17 protein-coding genes and 1 riboswitch are annotated in these 15,181 nt (G+C 48.1%); of the genes, 14 read left to right on the top strand and 3 right to left on the bottom strand.

Translation table 11 applies throughout. The features are described 5' to 3' along the window. The first annotated feature begins 103 nt into the window (after positions 1 to 103). The 4 genes from C7R92_RS07395 (at position 104) to C7R92_RS07375 (ending at position 3,444) form a co-directional block, all read left to right on the top strand. Complete coding sequence (locus C7R92_RS07395) at positions 104 to 493, top strand: CidA/LrgA family protein (RefSeq protein WP_017249977.1); 390 nt, start codon at positions 104 to 106, stop codon at positions 491 to 493. Then, complete coding sequence (locus tag C7R92_RS07390; RefSeq protein WP_106833746.1) at positions 471 to 1,169, top strand: LrgB family protein; 699 nt, start codon at positions 471 to 473, stop codon at positions 1,167 to 1,169. The genes C7R92_RS07395 and C7R92_RS07390 overlap by 23 nt, the downstream gene beginning before the upstream one ends. Positions 1,170 to 1,316: 147 nt before the next feature. Continuing rightward, a complete protein-coding gene (locus C7R92_RS07385) occupies positions 1,317 to 2,228 on the top strand; it encodes a DMT family transporter (protein WP_167403192.1) in 912 nt (303 codons plus the stop codon). Between the two features lie 385 nt (positions 2,229 to 2,613). Continuing rightward, complete coding sequence (locus C7R92_RS07375; protein ID WP_069846911.1) at positions 2,614 to 3,444, top strand: protein-glutamine gamma-glutamyltransferase; 831 nt, start codon at positions 2,614 to 2,616, stop codon at positions 3,442 to 3,444. A 63-nt stretch (positions 3,445 to 3,507) separates the two neighbouring features. Here C7R92_RS07375 and solA read toward each other — a convergent pair whose 3' ends face one another. Further along, complete coding sequence (gene solA / locus C7R92_RS07370) at positions 3,508 to 4,641, bottom strand: N-methyl-L-tryptophan oxidase (RefSeq protein WP_106833743.1); 1,134 nt, start codon at positions 4,639 to 4,641, stop codon at positions 3,508 to 3,510. A 177-nt stretch (positions 4,642 to 4,818) separates the two neighbouring features. On the opposite strand from solA, the gene C7R92_RS07365 reads away from it, so the two are divergent. The 9 genes from C7R92_RS07365 to motB all read left to right on the top strand — a co-directional run bounded on the left by C7R92_RS07365 (position 4,819) and on the right by motB (position 12,374). Then, complete coding sequence (locus C7R92_RS07365; protein ID WP_106833742.1) at positions 4,819 to 6,546, top strand: methyl-accepting chemotaxis protein; 1,728 nt, start codon at positions 4,819 to 4,821, stop codon at positions 6,544 to 6,546. 304 nt (positions 6,547 to 6,850) lie between these two features. After that, positions 6,851 to 7,405 carry a hypothetical protein gene (locus C7R92_RS07360; protein WP_244195680.1) on the top strand — a complete coding sequence of 185 codons (555 nt, stop codon included), beginning with the start codon at positions 6,851 to 6,853 and terminating at the stop codon, positions 7,403 to 7,405. A gap of 49 nt (positions 7,406 to 7,454) precedes the next feature. Then, positions 7,455 to 8,228: an ankyrin repeat domain-containing protein gene (locus tag C7R92_RS07355; RefSeq protein ID WP_106833741.1), complete on the top strand. Its 774-nt coding sequence runs from the start codon at positions 7,455 to 7,457 to the stop codon at positions 8,226 to 8,228. Between the two features lie 103 nt (positions 8,229 to 8,331). Beyond that, a complete protein-coding gene (locus C7R92_RS07350) occupies positions 8,332 to 8,934 on the top strand; it encodes a flavin reductase family protein (RefSeq protein ID WP_106833740.1) in 603 nt (200 codons plus the stop codon). A gap of 111 nt (positions 8,935 to 9,045) precedes the next feature. Beyond that, positions 9,046 to 9,288, top strand: coding sequence for a helix-turn-helix domain-containing protein (locus tag C7R92_RS07345; protein WP_106833739.1), 243 nt, complete (start codon positions 9,046 to 9,048; stop codon positions 9,286 to 9,288). A 4-nt stretch (positions 9,289 to 9,292) separates the two neighbouring features. Then, positions 9,293 to 9,808: a peptide deformylase gene (gene def / locus C7R92_RS07340; RefSeq protein ID WP_106833738.1), complete on the top strand. Its 516-nt coding sequence runs from the start codon at positions 9,293 to 9,295 to the stop codon at positions 9,806 to 9,808. Between the two features lie 125 nt (positions 9,809 to 9,933). After that, positions 9,934 to 10,665: a ZIP family metal transporter gene (locus tag C7R92_RS07335; RefSeq protein ID WP_017249988.1), complete on the top strand. Its 732-nt coding sequence runs from the start codon at positions 9,934 to 9,936 to the stop codon at positions 10,663 to 10,665. A gap of 91 nt (positions 10,666 to 10,756) precedes the next feature. Further along, the gene (motA, locus tag C7R92_RS07330) at positions 10,757 to 11,572 is read left to right on the top strand and encodes a flagellar motor stator protein MotA (RefSeq protein WP_017249989.1); all 816 of its coding nucleotides are present in this window, start codon (positions 10,757 to 10,759) and stop codon (positions 11,570 to 11,572) included. After that, positions 11,565 to 12,374 carry a flagellar motor protein MotB gene (gene motB, locus C7R92_RS07325; protein ID WP_017249990.1) on the top strand — a complete coding sequence of 270 codons (810 nt, stop codon included), beginning with the start codon at positions 11,565 to 11,567 and terminating at the stop codon, positions 12,372 to 12,374. The genes motA and motB overlap by 8 nt, the downstream gene beginning before the upstream one ends. Positions 12,375 to 12,947: 573 nt before the next feature. Here the strand turns inward: motB and C7R92_RS07315 are convergent. After that, the gene (locus tag C7R92_RS07315) at positions 12,948 to 13,340 is read right to left on the bottom strand and encodes a winged helix-turn-helix transcriptional regulator (protein ID WP_106833736.1); all 393 of its coding nucleotides are present in this window, start codon (positions 13,338 to 13,340) and stop codon (positions 12,948 to 12,950) included. Between the two features lie 203 nt (positions 13,341 to 13,543). On the opposite strand from C7R92_RS07315, the gene C7R92_RS07310 reads away from it, so the two are divergent. Next, complete coding sequence (locus C7R92_RS07310) at positions 13,544 to 14,362, top strand: alpha/beta hydrolase family protein (RefSeq protein WP_106833735.1); 819 nt, start codon at positions 13,544 to 13,546, stop codon at positions 14,360 to 14,362. A gap of 26 nt (positions 14,363 to 14,388) precedes the next feature. Here C7R92_RS07310 and C7R92_RS07305 read toward each other — a convergent pair whose 3' ends face one another. Beyond that, positions 14,389 to 14,859 carry a low molecular weight protein-tyrosine-phosphatase gene (locus tag C7R92_RS07305; protein WP_106833734.1) on the bottom strand — a complete coding sequence of 157 codons (471 nt, stop codon included), beginning with the start codon at positions 14,857 to 14,859 and terminating at the stop codon, positions 14,389 to 14,391. Between the two features lie 147 nt (positions 14,860 to 15,006). Beyond that, a riboswitch (guanidine-I (ykkC/yxkD leader) is annotated at positions 15,007 to 15,110 on the top strand. Positions 15,111 to 15,181: the final 71 nt, after the last annotated feature.

Genomic DNA, 15,181 nt, shown 5'->3' with positions numbered 1-15,181 from the left:
TTTATGTATTGTACGAATGGAATCGAGACGGCTTAGAATGAAGGTAACTCGTTCAAAAGGTGACTTTTTGAACAACCTTTGTAGAGCAACTGGGGTGGTCTCGATGAAAAGATGGTTCTCCATCATTGCACAAGTTTTGCTATTGTTCGGTTTCACCTGGCTCGGGAAATGGGTGAGCTCGTTTTTTCACCTTCCTGTTCCCGGCAGTCTGATCGGACTCGCGCTTTTGTTCATTTGTCTATATACCGGCTTGATTCGTCTACAGTGGGTGGAAGCAGGGGCGACTCTGTTATTCTCGCAGATGATCCTGTTTTTCGTACCATCGCTGGTCGGGATGATGCAATATCCATGGTTATTAGGAATAAAAGGATTACTGGTCCTTGTGGTAGTCGTAAGCGGTTGTGCGCTTGTGATGATTTCGACAGGTGTTATTGCTGAGCGTATGTTCAATCGTGGAGAGGTGAAACAGCATGATCCTGTGGAAAACGTCTAGCGTGCTCCTGACACTCGTTTTCTTCTATGCAGCAAAACGGTTCAACAAGAAAAGACCGTCTCTGCTGTTTTCTCCGGCCATATTGGCGCCGATCGGTTTGATTCTGTTTTTGCTTTTCGCAGGTATTCCTTATCAGGTGTACAGTGAAGCGACCTCGCTCATTAGTGAGATGATGAGCGTAGTCACAGTGGCGTTTGCGATTCCGCTGTACCGAAATTGGTCGGTGTTAATGGCGCATCGCCGGATGATTTTGACGAGTCTTGCTACGGGTTCCCTCATCGCTATCATTGCAGGTGTCTCCACGACGATGTTAGTCGGATTGGGAAAAGAAGCGGCGCTTAGCGTCATTCCTCGCTCGATTACCTTGCCAATTGCGGTGAGCGTAACGGAGGCGATTGGCGGTTTGCCTACGATGACGGCCGTTTTCGGGATGCTGACCAGCTTTACAGGCGTTTTTTTAGCTCCTAAAATCATCAAGAGAATGAGGCTCCGTCATCCTGTGTCCATCGGCTTGATGTACGGAATGGGTGCACATGCGTTGGGGATGGTCAAAGCTTTTGAACGTGGGGAAACAGAAGGAAGCAGTGCGACTTTGGCTGTGATCGCCGGAGCGATGATTACGGTGGTGTGGGCGTTTACCTTGCTGCCGGTGATCATGTCGTGGCTGGCTGTGTGAAGGAAGGGGGCTGTTAGATAGCCCCTTTTTTTATTTACAAAAGGATAAAAATGGAAAGTGCAACATGACCGCCCAAATGCTGGCGAAAGGTGTATGATAGAGGACAAATAAAAGCTCCATAACTCTTTCATCTTGGCAGGAGGCAACATGAGACCGCTATATATCGTCCTATTACTCTGTACCAGCTTCCTTTGGGGAGGAAATTTTGTTGTTGGTAAATTCCTTGTCGGGCACGCGTCTTCCTTGACGCTGACCAATTTGCGCTGGCTCATTGCTGTTGTTTGCTTGTTGCCGGTTGTTTGGATACGCGAAAAACGGATTTTTCCAACGCGAGAGGCACTTCTTCCTTTGATAGTGATGGGAGTGACAGGCGTAGCACTTTTTAATTTATTCATGTTCTGGGCACTTGAGCGGACAGACGCGACCAATGTCGGTCTATTGTCCACGCTGAATCCGGTTTCGATCGCGATTTTCTCCTTTTTGCTGGTGGGTGAAAAGATTCGACCGTTGCAGATTGTCGCGATGCTTGTCTCGTTTGCAGGCATCCTTGTGGTGATGACAAAAGGAGACTTCGCACACTTGTCCCAATTGCACTTTAACACGGGTGATTTGTGGATGCTCGCCGCTGTCGCCATGTGGGGGATTTACTCCGTATGCGGGCGTTGGGCGATGAAGACGGTCTCGCCGATGATGTCCACACTGTACTCGGGGATTTTCGGTGTCGCGCTGATGCTGCCCTTTAATGTCACCACATTTACGATTAGCAACACAGACTGGACGTTCTGGCTGTCGTTGTTCTACGTTGGTGTAATGGCGACTGTCGTCAGCATGGTGTTGTGGAATATCGGTGTGCAAAAGGTAGGCGCAACCTCAGCCGGTATGTTCCTCAATTTCAATCCTATTTTTACAGCCATTCTCGCCTTTCTTTTGCTCGGGGAACGTATGACCATCATCCAATTACTCGGCAGTGTAATCGTCATTGTCGGCTGCTATATGTTCTCGCGTTTAAAGCATGTCACGACTCCGAAAGCACATGCAATCAAGCAAGCACAAGGCTAAAAAGGGATCCCTCGTCTGGTCAAACAGGTGGGGGATTTTTTTATTAGAAGGTACCAATCAACGCACAAGGCTAGTGAGGAAGAAAAAGCACAGGGCTCGTAGACCTTGACAACGCCTACCCAGTCGGAACTACAAAAAGGGGACCACGCTTGTCGAACACTTCTCCCTTGAGAATCTTCCGCCCGTAGGGTGGCTTTGGCTCGACGGTCCCCTTTTTGTAGTGGAGACGTCCAGTGAATCCCCCATGCTGGCGTGTCAGAGTCGTAGAGAACTGTGCTTTTTCTTCTCCTCCACTATGTTGACTCATGGTTTTTCTTAGTCGATCACTTGGACATGGGCATTCGCATACAAATAAGAAGGACAGTGTGTGAAGGGGAGGTTGTATATGATCGTCATAGCGGGGAGACCAGCTAATCCCGCCTCGTTGGCAGCGGAATGGGGATTAAATCCGGTACAGCGTGAAACGGTAGCGATTATGGCACGAAGTGATGAAGTATTTGAATATCCGACTCCTGAGCTCCTGCAATTTGAACTGAAAATGCGCGATCATCTGGTGAGGTCTGCCTTGGCACTGAACGAAAGCGGCCTGGCCTTTTCTACTTTTGAAGAATCTCGTGCCAATCCAGCTTACTGGATTCGAACAGACCAGGGCGGATTCCGCTTGCGACCGGGAGTGTTGCCATCCAGCGGGATTATTAATATTTTTCGTGAGGGCCAGAAATACGCTACAGAGTGCGCAACCGCGATGGTCGTTATTATTTATCATGCAGTCCTACAGTCCATTCGTTTACCCGATTTTGAGAGAATGTTTGCGGACATCTTACTATATGACTGGCGGTACGATCAGGATCTAGACTTGCAAACATTGCGGACAAATACCTTCTTGCCTGGTGATGTGATTTATTTTGCCAATCCTGATTACGATCGCGCGACACCTCAGTGGCAAGGAGAAAATGCAGTCGTGCTCGGCAATGGCTTGTATTACGGACATGGTGCGGGGATCAAACGAGCGAGTGAGATGGTAGCATTTTTGAATGAACAACGAAGAGCGGGAGCAATGAGGTCTGCCTATCTGGTCAATCAGGCGACTCGGCCTGGTTTCGCCTACCTGTTTCCCTACGACAACGGTCGTTCCACCATGCGAGCTTCTGGACTTCCCATACAAGTGAGCAGTCGAATTTCAGCGCAGATCGGATCTTTGTCTTGGGAGTGGTAAAACGAACAAAAGCCTCCTGCCATAAAATGCGGCGAGAGGCTTTTTTCGCTCATTTGTGTGTGTTCAGGAGAATCGCTTCCAAGAAAACATAGACAAGTCAAGGGAAGATGCTCCCTCTACCAGCAGTTGGCTGGTCGCTTCTCCGATCGCACTGGCGAATTTAAAACCGTGCCCGGAAAAGCCTGCTGCAAATACAAGCTGTGGATGTTCAGGATGACGGTCAATGACGAAATGCTCATCAGGCGTCATGGTGTAGATGCATACCTTGCCTTGTCGCAATGGTCCGGCGGCCCCAGGCATATACGCTTCCAAAAAGGAACGAACATCCCCTTCGTCCGACAAATAGGTGCCAAAGGTACGTTCTAGTTTATCAGGATCGATGGCTAGTCCTCCGTCATGGCGTCCGATTTTTACACCACTACCATCAAAGCTGGGAAATCCGTAGAACATGGAGTCATAAAGGCGAAAGATGAAAGCGGGAAATTCATCCGCGCTGTACTGGCTCTCATCTGCACCAAACCAGGCGACCGTTTTGCGTGTAGGGGTGAGCGGGATGGACAAGCCCAACGAGTCAAGGAGAGAACCATTCCAAGCACCGGCGGATAGAAGGACTTTATCCCCGTGGTAGCTGGCAGATTCCGTATGCACGATGAACCCATTTCCTGCTGGCTCCAACTGCGTGACTGGCGTGTTGGTCAACAGTGTAGCTCCTGCGGCAAGGGCGAGCTCTCGATAGGCACGAATGCCGTTTTCAGAATAAAGCACACCTGAAGTAGGCTCCAGGCAGCCGTAGTAATCAGCAGGCAGATTGATTCCTGGCCAGCGTTGCATGACCTCATTGGCACTAAGTACTTCTAAGGGAAGGGAGTACTGCTCGGCGCTCTCCCGAATTTCATTCAGGAAAGGACAATGCAAGGGTCCAGCGTTCAAAACACCTGTTTTGGCGAAGAGCGGCATGCCGGATGCTAGTTCCAATTCTGACCACAACTGTTGCGCTCGCAACGCAAGCGGGACGTACTGTTTTCCTTCTCCATACGCATGACGAATGATACGGGTATCCCCATGATGACTGCCCAGCGTGTGTGGGGGATCAAAGGCATCGATCATGAGTGTATGCACACCCTGTTTCGCCAGATAGTAGCCAGCTGCCATTCCCATCGATCCTGCTCCAACAATAATGACATCGTAGTTTTGCATCAACCGTCCTCCATTCCGCTTTATTTTCATCTATCTTACAGGAGTTTTCTGAATTGTGGATTTAAATTTTTGTGTAAAGATCAATTTTTTTGTGCGCAATAAGGTTTATTCCATCAGTTGGGCGGGAAAAGGAGATTACGCTATCATCATTACGTTAAGAAAAGTGGTGTTTACGAAATGAAATGGACGATCGGAAAAAAACTGGGCGGTGCATTCGCATTTGTCCTGGTCATCATTATCTTTACGGGAATAACAAGTATTGTAAAGATGCAGGAAATGAACCAGAAGATGGTGGAAATGAATACAAGCTGGCGCCCGGGATTAGAAGACATTCTGAAGATCAACATGACGCTGGAAACCATTTACGGAGTTACTCAAACCATGCTCACAACAGAGAACATGGATGACAAGAACAAGTACGTAAAAACAGTGGATGACCAATTTGCCTATATTGACGGGCTATTGGCCAGCTATGAAAAAACGATTGTCGGTGAAGAGGACCGCCAAAATTATGAGGGATTGAAGCAGGCTCTGAAAAAATACGAAGAATTCAACCCTCAGTTCGTCGAAATCGGCAAAAGAGTGGATATCAGAAAGGCTGCTAGCGATGCAGACATGGCTGAGCTGGAGCTCATCAAGAAAAAAAGCAGTGAACTGTTTCTTGAACGCAAAAAATACTTGGATGCACTGATTACGTATAACAGCGAAGGAGCCCAACGCGTTGGCACGGAAAGCGCAGAAATGTACGCATCCGTAAAACGGGACATGCTCATCGTCATGGTTGTCTCTGTGATTGCAGGTATATCACTGGCTATCTGGCTGACCGTAAATATCCGTCAACCGATCCAGCGTTTGATGGAAGAGATGAAGAAAGTCGCTGATGGAGATTTGAGAGCAGAGCCATTGGTTGTCAAAACTCGTGACGAAATTTTGGATCTGACGAATTCGTTTAATGAAATGGCGACCAGTTTAACTTCTGTCATTCGTCAGGTAGGTGGGACATCGGAGCTGGTAGCCGCATCGGCAGAGCAACTGACGGCAAGCGCAGATCAGACGAGCCGGGCAACCGAACAGATTGCTGTTACTGTTCAAGAAGTGGCAGCAGGAGTTGATCGTCAGGTAGCGAGTGTAGAGAATGGGGCGAAATCCATTGATGATATGTCACGAGGAATTCGTCAAATCGCAAACAACGCACAGCAAACATCCAATTTGGTGAGCGAAGTAGCCAATATGGCAGGAGAAGGGAACCAGTCGATTCAGGCAGCGGTTCAACAAATGAATGCGATCCATACCTCCATGCGTGAGCTCTCATCCGTGGTAGATGGTCTGGGCAATCATTCTCAAGCAATCGGAGAAATCATCGAAGTCATTACAGGCATTGCGGATCAGACCAATCTGCTCGCCCTCAATGCAGCGATTGAAGCAGCACGCGCAGGAGAGCACGGCCGTGGATTTGCGGTTGTAGCAGATGAGGTACGGAAGCTGGCAGAGCAATCGGCACAGTCCGCCCAAAAAATCGCGCAGTTGATCAGTACGATTCAGACAGATACAAAAGTCGCCGTCGAATCGATGGAAACAGGCACCCGGGAAGTACAAGAAGGAATTCGCGTCGTTCATCGTGCGGGCGAAACGTTCGGTCATATTCAGAACTCGATTGGCACAGTAGCCGACCAGATTCACGACGTGTCTGCATCCGCCCAGGAAGTATCTGCCCATTCCGAACAGGTCGTACAGGCGATGGAGCTGGTCAGCGAAGTTTCCGATTTGACTGCTGATGGCACGCAAAACGTTTCCGCTGCTACACAGCAGCAGCTCGCTTCCATGGAGGAAATCGCTTCGTCAGCGACAGCTCTTTCCAATATGGCAGAAGAGCTGCAACACATGATTCGCCGATTTAAGGTGTAGGCATAATCGAATAAACGAACGCAAAAACGCCAAAGTGATTGGCGTTTTTTTTTCTTCTTTCCCCTGTCATTTTTTTAGAAAAAGTTAATCTTTAGGAAATAGTTCATTAAGAACAGGTTTAGTAGGAGTTTATCTCTTCCGACTACGATAGATTCTGAGGGTTGATCCCCCATCGTAGACAAGGAGATGATCGTATGAAGAAAATGAAAAAGCACCTCTCACTACTTTTACTCGCGTCGATGCTTGGAACAGGGGTAGCGGTTCCTTTTAACGTTCTGAAGATGGATAGCGAGAAGCGCGTCAAGTGTCCAATGATACGTTTGAGCTCGAGTCTCGTCTAGGTGACCGCGTAACCGATTACGGAAATGTGATCGAAGCATATGCAGGTAAACGAGGCGGCCTTGATTTTGAATTGGATGAGGACAACCGTTACAGAGGGAGAGAATACCAAATCATCTCATCCTTGCGCGGTACACAAGTAACCTTGACACCACAAAACGGTGAGCCGATCCTTGCCACATACGTTCCGTTTACCCAAAATACAGATGGTCGTCAGGAACCAAAATTCCGTTTGCCAGAAGGTGAGACACTGATTCCAGGTGTAGAGTACACCGTTACAACGGATTGGGCTGATATCAAAGATTCCAAGTTTACAGCGAAAGCGATCAAGCCACTGACGATTCGCTCCGTAAATGAAGTAAACCCAACTACACTGGAAGTAAGATTGAGCAGTGATCCGCATGATGAACTGTTTGCTTCCAACCAAATCAACGCCTGTAGGGCAATGGGCAGGTCTTACCTTCACGACAAAGTAACAACGAACAAAACCTTTAACAGGCAATCTAAGCTCGGTGTTTAACCGGGCTTAGACCTTTATCACAATGACGAACCGAGGAGGAATGTACCATATGTATCGACTCATTCTCACTGCGATCCCATTCGGCATGCTGTTGACTGGCTGCATGGATGAACCGACAACAACATCTCCGACAGTCACGACAGCACAGCAACAACAGCAGCAATCAACACAAACACCTACACCACCGCCGCCGCAAAAGCCGTCTCTGTCTAAAGAGGAAATAAAAGCATGGAACAATAAAATGCTCGCAGCCGCAGCTGAGGGCAAAACCGATGAAGTCAAGGCTAGCTTGGCAGCAGGGGCTGAGATAAACGCACAGGATGATCGTGGAAGAACAGCGGCGATGGCATCTACACACGGCAACCATGTGGAAACCGTGAAAGTCCTCATTGAAGCAGGAGCTGACATCAACATTCAGGACGACCGGCAAGATAATCCGTTTTTGTATGCGGGAGCAGAAGGATACCTAGAAATCTTAAAGCTGGTTATCGATGCAGGTCCAGATACGAAGATTTACAACCGTTTCGGAGGAACTCCTTTGATTCCAGCGGCAGAACATGGGTATGTAGAAGTAGCAAAGGAACTTCTTACCCGGACGGATGTAGACGTCAACCATGTGAACAATCCGGGATGGACAGCATTGATGGAAGCCATCGTATTGAATGATGGTGGAAAAAAACAACAAGAGATGGTCCAACTGTTAATCGACCACGGTGCTGATGTGAACATCCCGGATAGCGAAGGAAAAACGCCACTGTATCGTGCAAAAGAACGTGGCTATGACGAGATTGTACAAATCCTGCAAAAAGCTGGAGCACGCTAATTTGCGGAAGTAAGCATACATTCATACTTCGAGCGCGATGGAAATAATCCTCGACTAGAATAAGTCGTAGCAAGAGTGATTCTAGTCAAAGGAGGCTATGTTCATGACTAGCCATACGACCATCCAACCGAAGATTTTGTATTACGGAACTCCCGTCGTCCTGTTGACGACTGAAAATGAAGATGGAACAACGAATATCAGCCCCATTTCATCGTCATGGGCGTTGGGGAATTATGTTATTCTGGGACTCGGGTTTGGTTCGCATGGATTGGACAATTTGCGTCAGCGGCCCGAGTGTGTTATCAATTTGCCAGATGCCTCCATGTGGCAGCAAGTGGAAGCGCTGGCTCCGCTAACAGGCCGCAATCCCGTACCCGCTTATAAAAAAGAACTGGGCTTCCGCTATGAAGCAGATAAGTTTCAGGCAGCCAAGCTGACTCCTGTTGACTCTGATATCGTTCGTCCAAAGCGAGTGGGAGAATGCCCGCTTCAACTCGAAGCAGTTGTCCGCACAATCCGTTTTCCGGAATATGCCGACATGTTTGCGATTGTGGAGACAGAAGTGCGTCACGTCCATGCAGACAAACAGATTGTCCAAAGTGCTCATCACGTGAACCCTCAAGCATGGAATCCGCTGATCTACAACTTCCGCCATTATTTTGGTCTGAGTGATCAGTTAGGAAAAACATATCGATCGGAAACGTAGAACGTCAAAAACGCCAAGCATTTGGCGTTTTTTTATTTCCGTAGGAAAATATGGTATATTAGGTGTTGCCTAATAAAGTTAGCTAACACCTAAAGGTCGAGGGGTGAAAAGATGCTTATCTGGATGTTGCGAAAAGTAATGGCAGAAAGAGGAGTTTGGACGGGAGCCGCTTTAGCGAGGTTGTTGAAAGAGAAAGCAAATTATAGTCTGTCTCCAGCCTCCATCAGTGCTTTACTAACCAGTCAACCCAAACAAATGAAAGCCGAGACACTTGATGCACTCTGTACAGCTCTGGAGTGTACACCAAATGACTTGTGGGCATATACACCGCCTAATAGAGTGAAGGGAGCATAAGAAGATGGCAGTGAAACAGATTTTGCCTTTTGGAGACCCGATCTTGCGCAAAGTAGCCAAGCCAGTGGATGACCTGAATACAAGAACATTCAAGCTACTGGATGAGATGGCTGAAACCTTATATGCCACGGACGGCCGTGCTGGCCTTGCCGCACCCCAAGTAGGAATTCTTCGCAGAGTGATTGTCATGGATTGCGGAGATGGATTAATGGAGCTAATCAATCCGGAAATCATAGAAAAGAGTGGCGAACAAATCGGAATGGAAGCTTGCTTATCTTTTCCGGGTTACTACGGCAATGTAAAGAGAGCCGAGCATGTAAAGGTAAAGACGTTGAACAGAAAAGGCGAGGAAATGATCCTTGCAGCAGACGGATTCCTTGCTGTTTGTATGCAGCATGAAATCGACCATTTAGACGGAATTTTATTTGTGGATCATGTTCAGGAAAAATGGCTGTATCATGAAAAAACAAGACAAAAAATCGATTTGCTGGATGTGATCCGCTTAACAAAAAAGGCCTAACAAAAAGGCGTACCGTCTCCATTCGGGAAATATGAATAGTAGAAGGCCGTTTGTTCCGGATATCTTTTTACGTGAACCTAAATGGTATCATCTGAAGAGCGGCATTATTACGTGGAGGAACACACATGGAACAACTACTGATAGGTAGCTTTCTTTCTGCCATGGCTACTGGAGTGGGCGCCTTGCCTATCCTTTTTTTCAAGTCGGTATCCCATCGATGGCGGGATATATTGCTGGCGTTTACGGCTGGAATTATGGTGGCTGCCTCGACTTTCAGTCTGATCCCACAGGCACTTCATAGCGCGCCATTTATTATCGTCTGTTTGGGAGTGCTTACTGGAACATTGTTGCTTACGGTGTTGGAAAGCATCGTCCCGCATATCGATCTGGAGCATACGAGAATCAACATTTCGATGGATTCGCAATCGCTGCTGATTTTGTCCGCGATTACCTTGCACAATATTCCGGAGGGCTTGTCCGTTGGCGTGAGTTATTCGAGTGAACAGTCGGGCTTGGGTGGCCTGATTTCTTTTGCGATCGGTCTGCAAAATGCACCAGAAGGCTTCCTGGTCGCTCTCTTCCTGATCAATCAAAGGGTTAGTCGTCTCAAGGCGTTTATTTTGGCTACGATGACCGGAGCAGTCGAAATCGTCTCTGGGATTTGTGGCTATTACCTGACCTCTGTGGTACAAGGGCTGGTGCCATATGGACTTTCCTTTGCCGCAGGCGCGATGTTATTCATCGTTTACAAGGAGCTCATCCCCGAAAGCCATGGAGATGGTCATGCTCGTTCCGCGACTTTTTCGTTCATTCTAGGACTTTTGGTCATGATTGGACTAGTTCAGTCGTTCGGATGAGCGGTTTTTTTCAAAAAGCCTCACAAGTGAGAGCAAAAATTCCGAAACCATATATAGATAGATTTCGATTATGGAAGTAGGGAGTGTCACGATGGAAAAGTCTACCTTGATAGGTATAGTTTTAGGTATTATCGCAGTAGTGGTCGGAATGATCTTGAAGCATGCGAGTCCGATGGCATTACTGAATCCAGCAGCGTTTATGATCATCATCGTAGGTACGGTTGCTGCTATCTGTAACGCATTTCCTATGTCGGAAATCAAACGTATTCCTGCTCTTTTCAAGATAATTTTTAAAGAAGAAAAGCTCCCTGAAAAAAAAGAATTGATCGGTCAGTTTATGAACTGGGCTTCCATCGCTCGTCGCGAAGGATTGCTTGCACTGGAAAACACTTCTGATGAGATTGAAGATCCATTTCTGCGTAACGGCATGAAGATGATCATTGATGGTGGGGAACCGGATTTTGTTCGCGATGTTCTGAATGAAGAAATTCACGCCATTGAAGAGCGCCATCAGGCAGGGGCACTCGTCTTTAGCCAAGCGGGAAGCTACGCTCCGACTCTCGGGGTATTGGGTGCCGTTGTCGGTCTGATTGCCGCCTTGGGTAACTTGAGTGACATCGATGCATTGGGTATATCGATTGCGGCGGCGTTCGTAGCTACCTTGCTCGGTATTTTCACGGGTTACGTATTATGGCACCCGTTCGCAACCAAGCTCAAACGGAAATCAAAGGCAGAAATCGAAATCAAAAAAATCATGGTCGAAGGATTGCTTTCCATTCAAGCGGGTGTATCTCCGACTGCGATTGAACAAAAGCTGCTGGTATACATCCCATACCAAGAGCGTGCAGAAATGAAAGAAGAAATGAAGGAAGAGAAGAGGGAGGAAGGAGCTGCGGTAAATGGCTAAGCGACCAAAGAGACATGCTCATCATGAAGAGCATATGGACGAGTCTTGGCTAATTCCATACGCGGACTTGCTCACCCTTCTGCTCGCTTTGTTTATCGTGTTGTTCGCCTCTAGCGAGATGGATGCGAAGAAGTTCGACCAAATGGTTCGGTCCTTCAACGTTGCAATCAACGGCGGTGTGGGTGTCATGAACTACCCGAGTCCGGTGCCGCTAGACCCGGAACTTCAGCAGCAGACCTTGCACAAAGGCGCACAGGAAGCAGAAAAACAGAAGACAGAAGAAGAGAAGCGTCTGGAAGAAGCGGTCCGCAAAGAAACAGAGGACTTGAAAAAGCTGCAGACAAAGCTGGACGGATACATTCAGCAAAACAAGCTGCAGGACAAGCTCCAGACCAAGCTGACCGAAGAAGGACTGCTGATCACCATTTTGGACAATGCGTTGTTTGACTCTGGTAAAGCTGATCTGAAACCGGAAGCGAGAAAGCTTGCCTCTGAAATGGCAGCGATGCTGGTGCCTCACCCGAAAAAAGTGACTGTAACTGGTCATACGGACAATGTGCCGATTCGCCGTGCAGAGTTCCCATCCAACTGGGATCTCAGTGCCAAACGTTCGGTGAACTTCTTGAAGGTGCTTCTGGAAAACAAGAACCTAGACCCGACGAAGTTCAGCGCAACAGGCTTGGGAGAATACCATCCGGTAGCGCCGAATACAACGGCAGAAGGCAGAGCGAAAAACAGACGGGTAGAGGTAGCGATCCTGCGTGATCTGGCTTCTCCTCCGAAAAATAGTGTGAATCCGTAACAAAGAAAAAGGATGGCGCCTTGGGTGCTATCCTTTTTCTTTGTTAATAGTAGCTGTAGTGGAGGGGAAGAAGCCCATTTCCAGTCTACGCTTCGGCCTACGCCCTACTGAGGGTAGGGACTGTCTGCTCCGAAATGAATGTCGGGAGCGCTTCAAAACAGAAAACGTGACATCATTTTTGTATGTGATAAAAGCTGAAAACCCCCGCCATTCATTTCGGAGCTTGGTCGGGCTCCAGAGGTGCTAGGACTGGAAATGTGCTTCTTCCCACATGGCTATTGTATTCATCTTGAAAGCAGCATTCATGTGGTCTATTTCTTTTTTATAAAAAGAAGGTGGAATCACAATAGTTCGTAGAGGAAACAGGAGAAATAAGCGAAGATCTTTGGACACACCTACCGAGGCGCAGTGAAAAAAAGAGAAACTGCCTTTAGCGTCCACCTCTGAGAAGCCTCCTGAACAGTCGACTTTGGACGCGGTTTCTCTTTTTTTCACGGAGCCGGGCAGCCCAGCTTCCCCGCAGGTGTTCCTAGAAGCTGAGCGTTTTCTCCTGTTTCCTCCCCACCACAACAGCTAGACAGAACTTGATTCTGTGTCCTCCCCCAACGCCAGCTTCAATTGCCCCATCCGCAGTTCGCCCCACTCATACATCATTTCCACAATGGGCAACAAAGTCATCCCCAGCTCCGTCATAGAATACTCTACGCGCGGTGGAACCTCAGGGTATACTTCCCGGTGAACAATCCCGTCTTCGATTAACTCTTTTAACTGATTCGTCAGCATTTTATGTGTGATTTTTGGAAACAGCCGTTGCAGCTCGCTAAAGCGATGCGGGCCTTCTACCCCTAAATGCCACAGGATCACGACTTTCCATTTTCCGCTGAACATAGACAAGGTCAGCTCCTTGGAACATGTGAAATCACCGTTTTTTATTTTTTCCAAGGTTTCTTTTCGCAAGTCGGACATAGTTTTCTCCTCACAATTCTATCTTCGGTGCAACAGCTCCAGCAAAGCAAGCATTCTTATGTTGCGCCTCGTTCCCTTCCATCATAAACGGTGCGGGATGATTTTTCATTGAGTTTTCTGGTTCATCTTGACAGCGTTCATGAAAATGAAGATAATAAGCATAATAACTAAGTAAACAACTCGGAATACTAAAAATAAAAGAGGTGAGTTCTTTGGAACGGATTTTGCAAATACCTAGCGAAACGATTTCGTTGACGGCTACCCTGCATGAACCTACATGTACCACAGGCAAGACCAGAGTGAAATACCCGTTGGTTGTCATTTGCCATGGCTTTATCGGCAGTCGGATTGGAGTGAACCGCTTGTTTGTAAAAGCTGCCAGAGAACTGGCTTCACACGGTTTTGGCGTATTGCGCTTCGATTACGGAGGCTGCGGGGAAAGTGACGGCGTTTATGGTGCAGGTGGTTTGGATGTCCTGCTTGCGCAAACACGTGATGTCCTCGACCATGTTTTCACGCTGGAACAGGTAGATCAGGAGCGCGTGTGCCTGTTAGGGCATAGTTTGGGTGGTGCAGTCAGTGTACTGACAGCGAGCCAGGATAAACGCATACACTCGCTCATCCTATGGGCACCGGTAGCGCGACCCTTCGATGATATCGTTCGGATCGTGGGGGAGAAGGAATACAAGGAAGCACTTTCGTATGGCAAAACGGATCATTTGGGCTACGGATTGGAGAAGCGCTTTTTCCAGTCGTTGGGCACCGCTCTTCCGCTGCGTCAAGCCAAGCAGTTTGAGGGAGATGTGTTAATCCTGCATGGTAATCGGGATGACGTCATTGCTGTGGATGCCATGTTCCACTATGAGCGAGAGCTACACCTTCGGAGACGGGGGAGCTGCGAAACAGAAGTAGTAGTCGGCGGAGACCATACCTTTTCCTCAGGGGACAGCTACAAACGCTTGATTGCGAGTACGAAGAGCTGGTTGGCAAGATTGCAGGAGAAGGAGACGGTTGCCGTATAAGAAAAAGGGATGGCCCAGATGACGGGCTATCCCTTTTTGGCGATATTGGCTTTGATTTCGTTCAGCAGCCCTCGGCAACCCGCATTCACCAAGTCATACACATAGGTGAATCGCCCCGTATAATAAGGGTCCTCCACATTTTGTTCCTGGGCAGAATCGGCAAAGTCGAGCAGGCGGTCCACCTTTTTCCCTGACGGCGCCATCTGCTTGAGTGCGGACAAATTTTCCTCATCCATGCAGACGATATAGTCGTACGCCGAGAAGTCCTGTGTGATAATTTGGCGAGCACGCAGTGTATCATGCGCAATCCCATTCTCGGTCAATACCTTTTGTGTACCTTTGTGTGGAGGTTCCCCAGCGTGCCAACCACCGATCCCCGTTGAATCGATGGAGATTTCCCCTGCCAATCCCTCCGCCTCTACGAGATGTCGAAATACGGCTTCGGCCATGGGCGAGCGACAAATATTGCCCAAACAAACAAACAACACTTTCGTCATACGTACGTTCCTCTCTTCCCTTGTATCATGCTTCTCTTTGTAGAATACCATAAGGTGGTCCTTTGCCGAAGTGTCGCACGTTCATTGCCAAACGCGGCGTTTTTTGATATGATAAGGACAGTTACCCCAAGAAAAGAACTGCATATGTACTGAGTTTTCTAGGGTTCCGCGGTCAGTCATCTGGCCGGTCAGGACCGAGAGAAAACCCACGACCACGGTCGTGTACACGGAGGGATAAAAGCCCGGGAGGAATATCTGTGATGGTATTCACCCGAGGCTTTTTTTGCATTCGGAAAAAGCCTGAGCCATCTTGGATGAGTAT

The sequence above is a fragment of the Brevibacillus porteri genome, from assembly GCF_003013475.1.
Classification (GTDB): domain Bacteria; phylum Bacillota; class Bacilli; order Brevibacillales; family Brevibacillaceae; genus Brevibacillus; species Brevibacillus porteri.
Note: the sequence above shows the minus strand (reverse complement) of the source record. Positions and strands in the feature narration are given on the sequence as shown.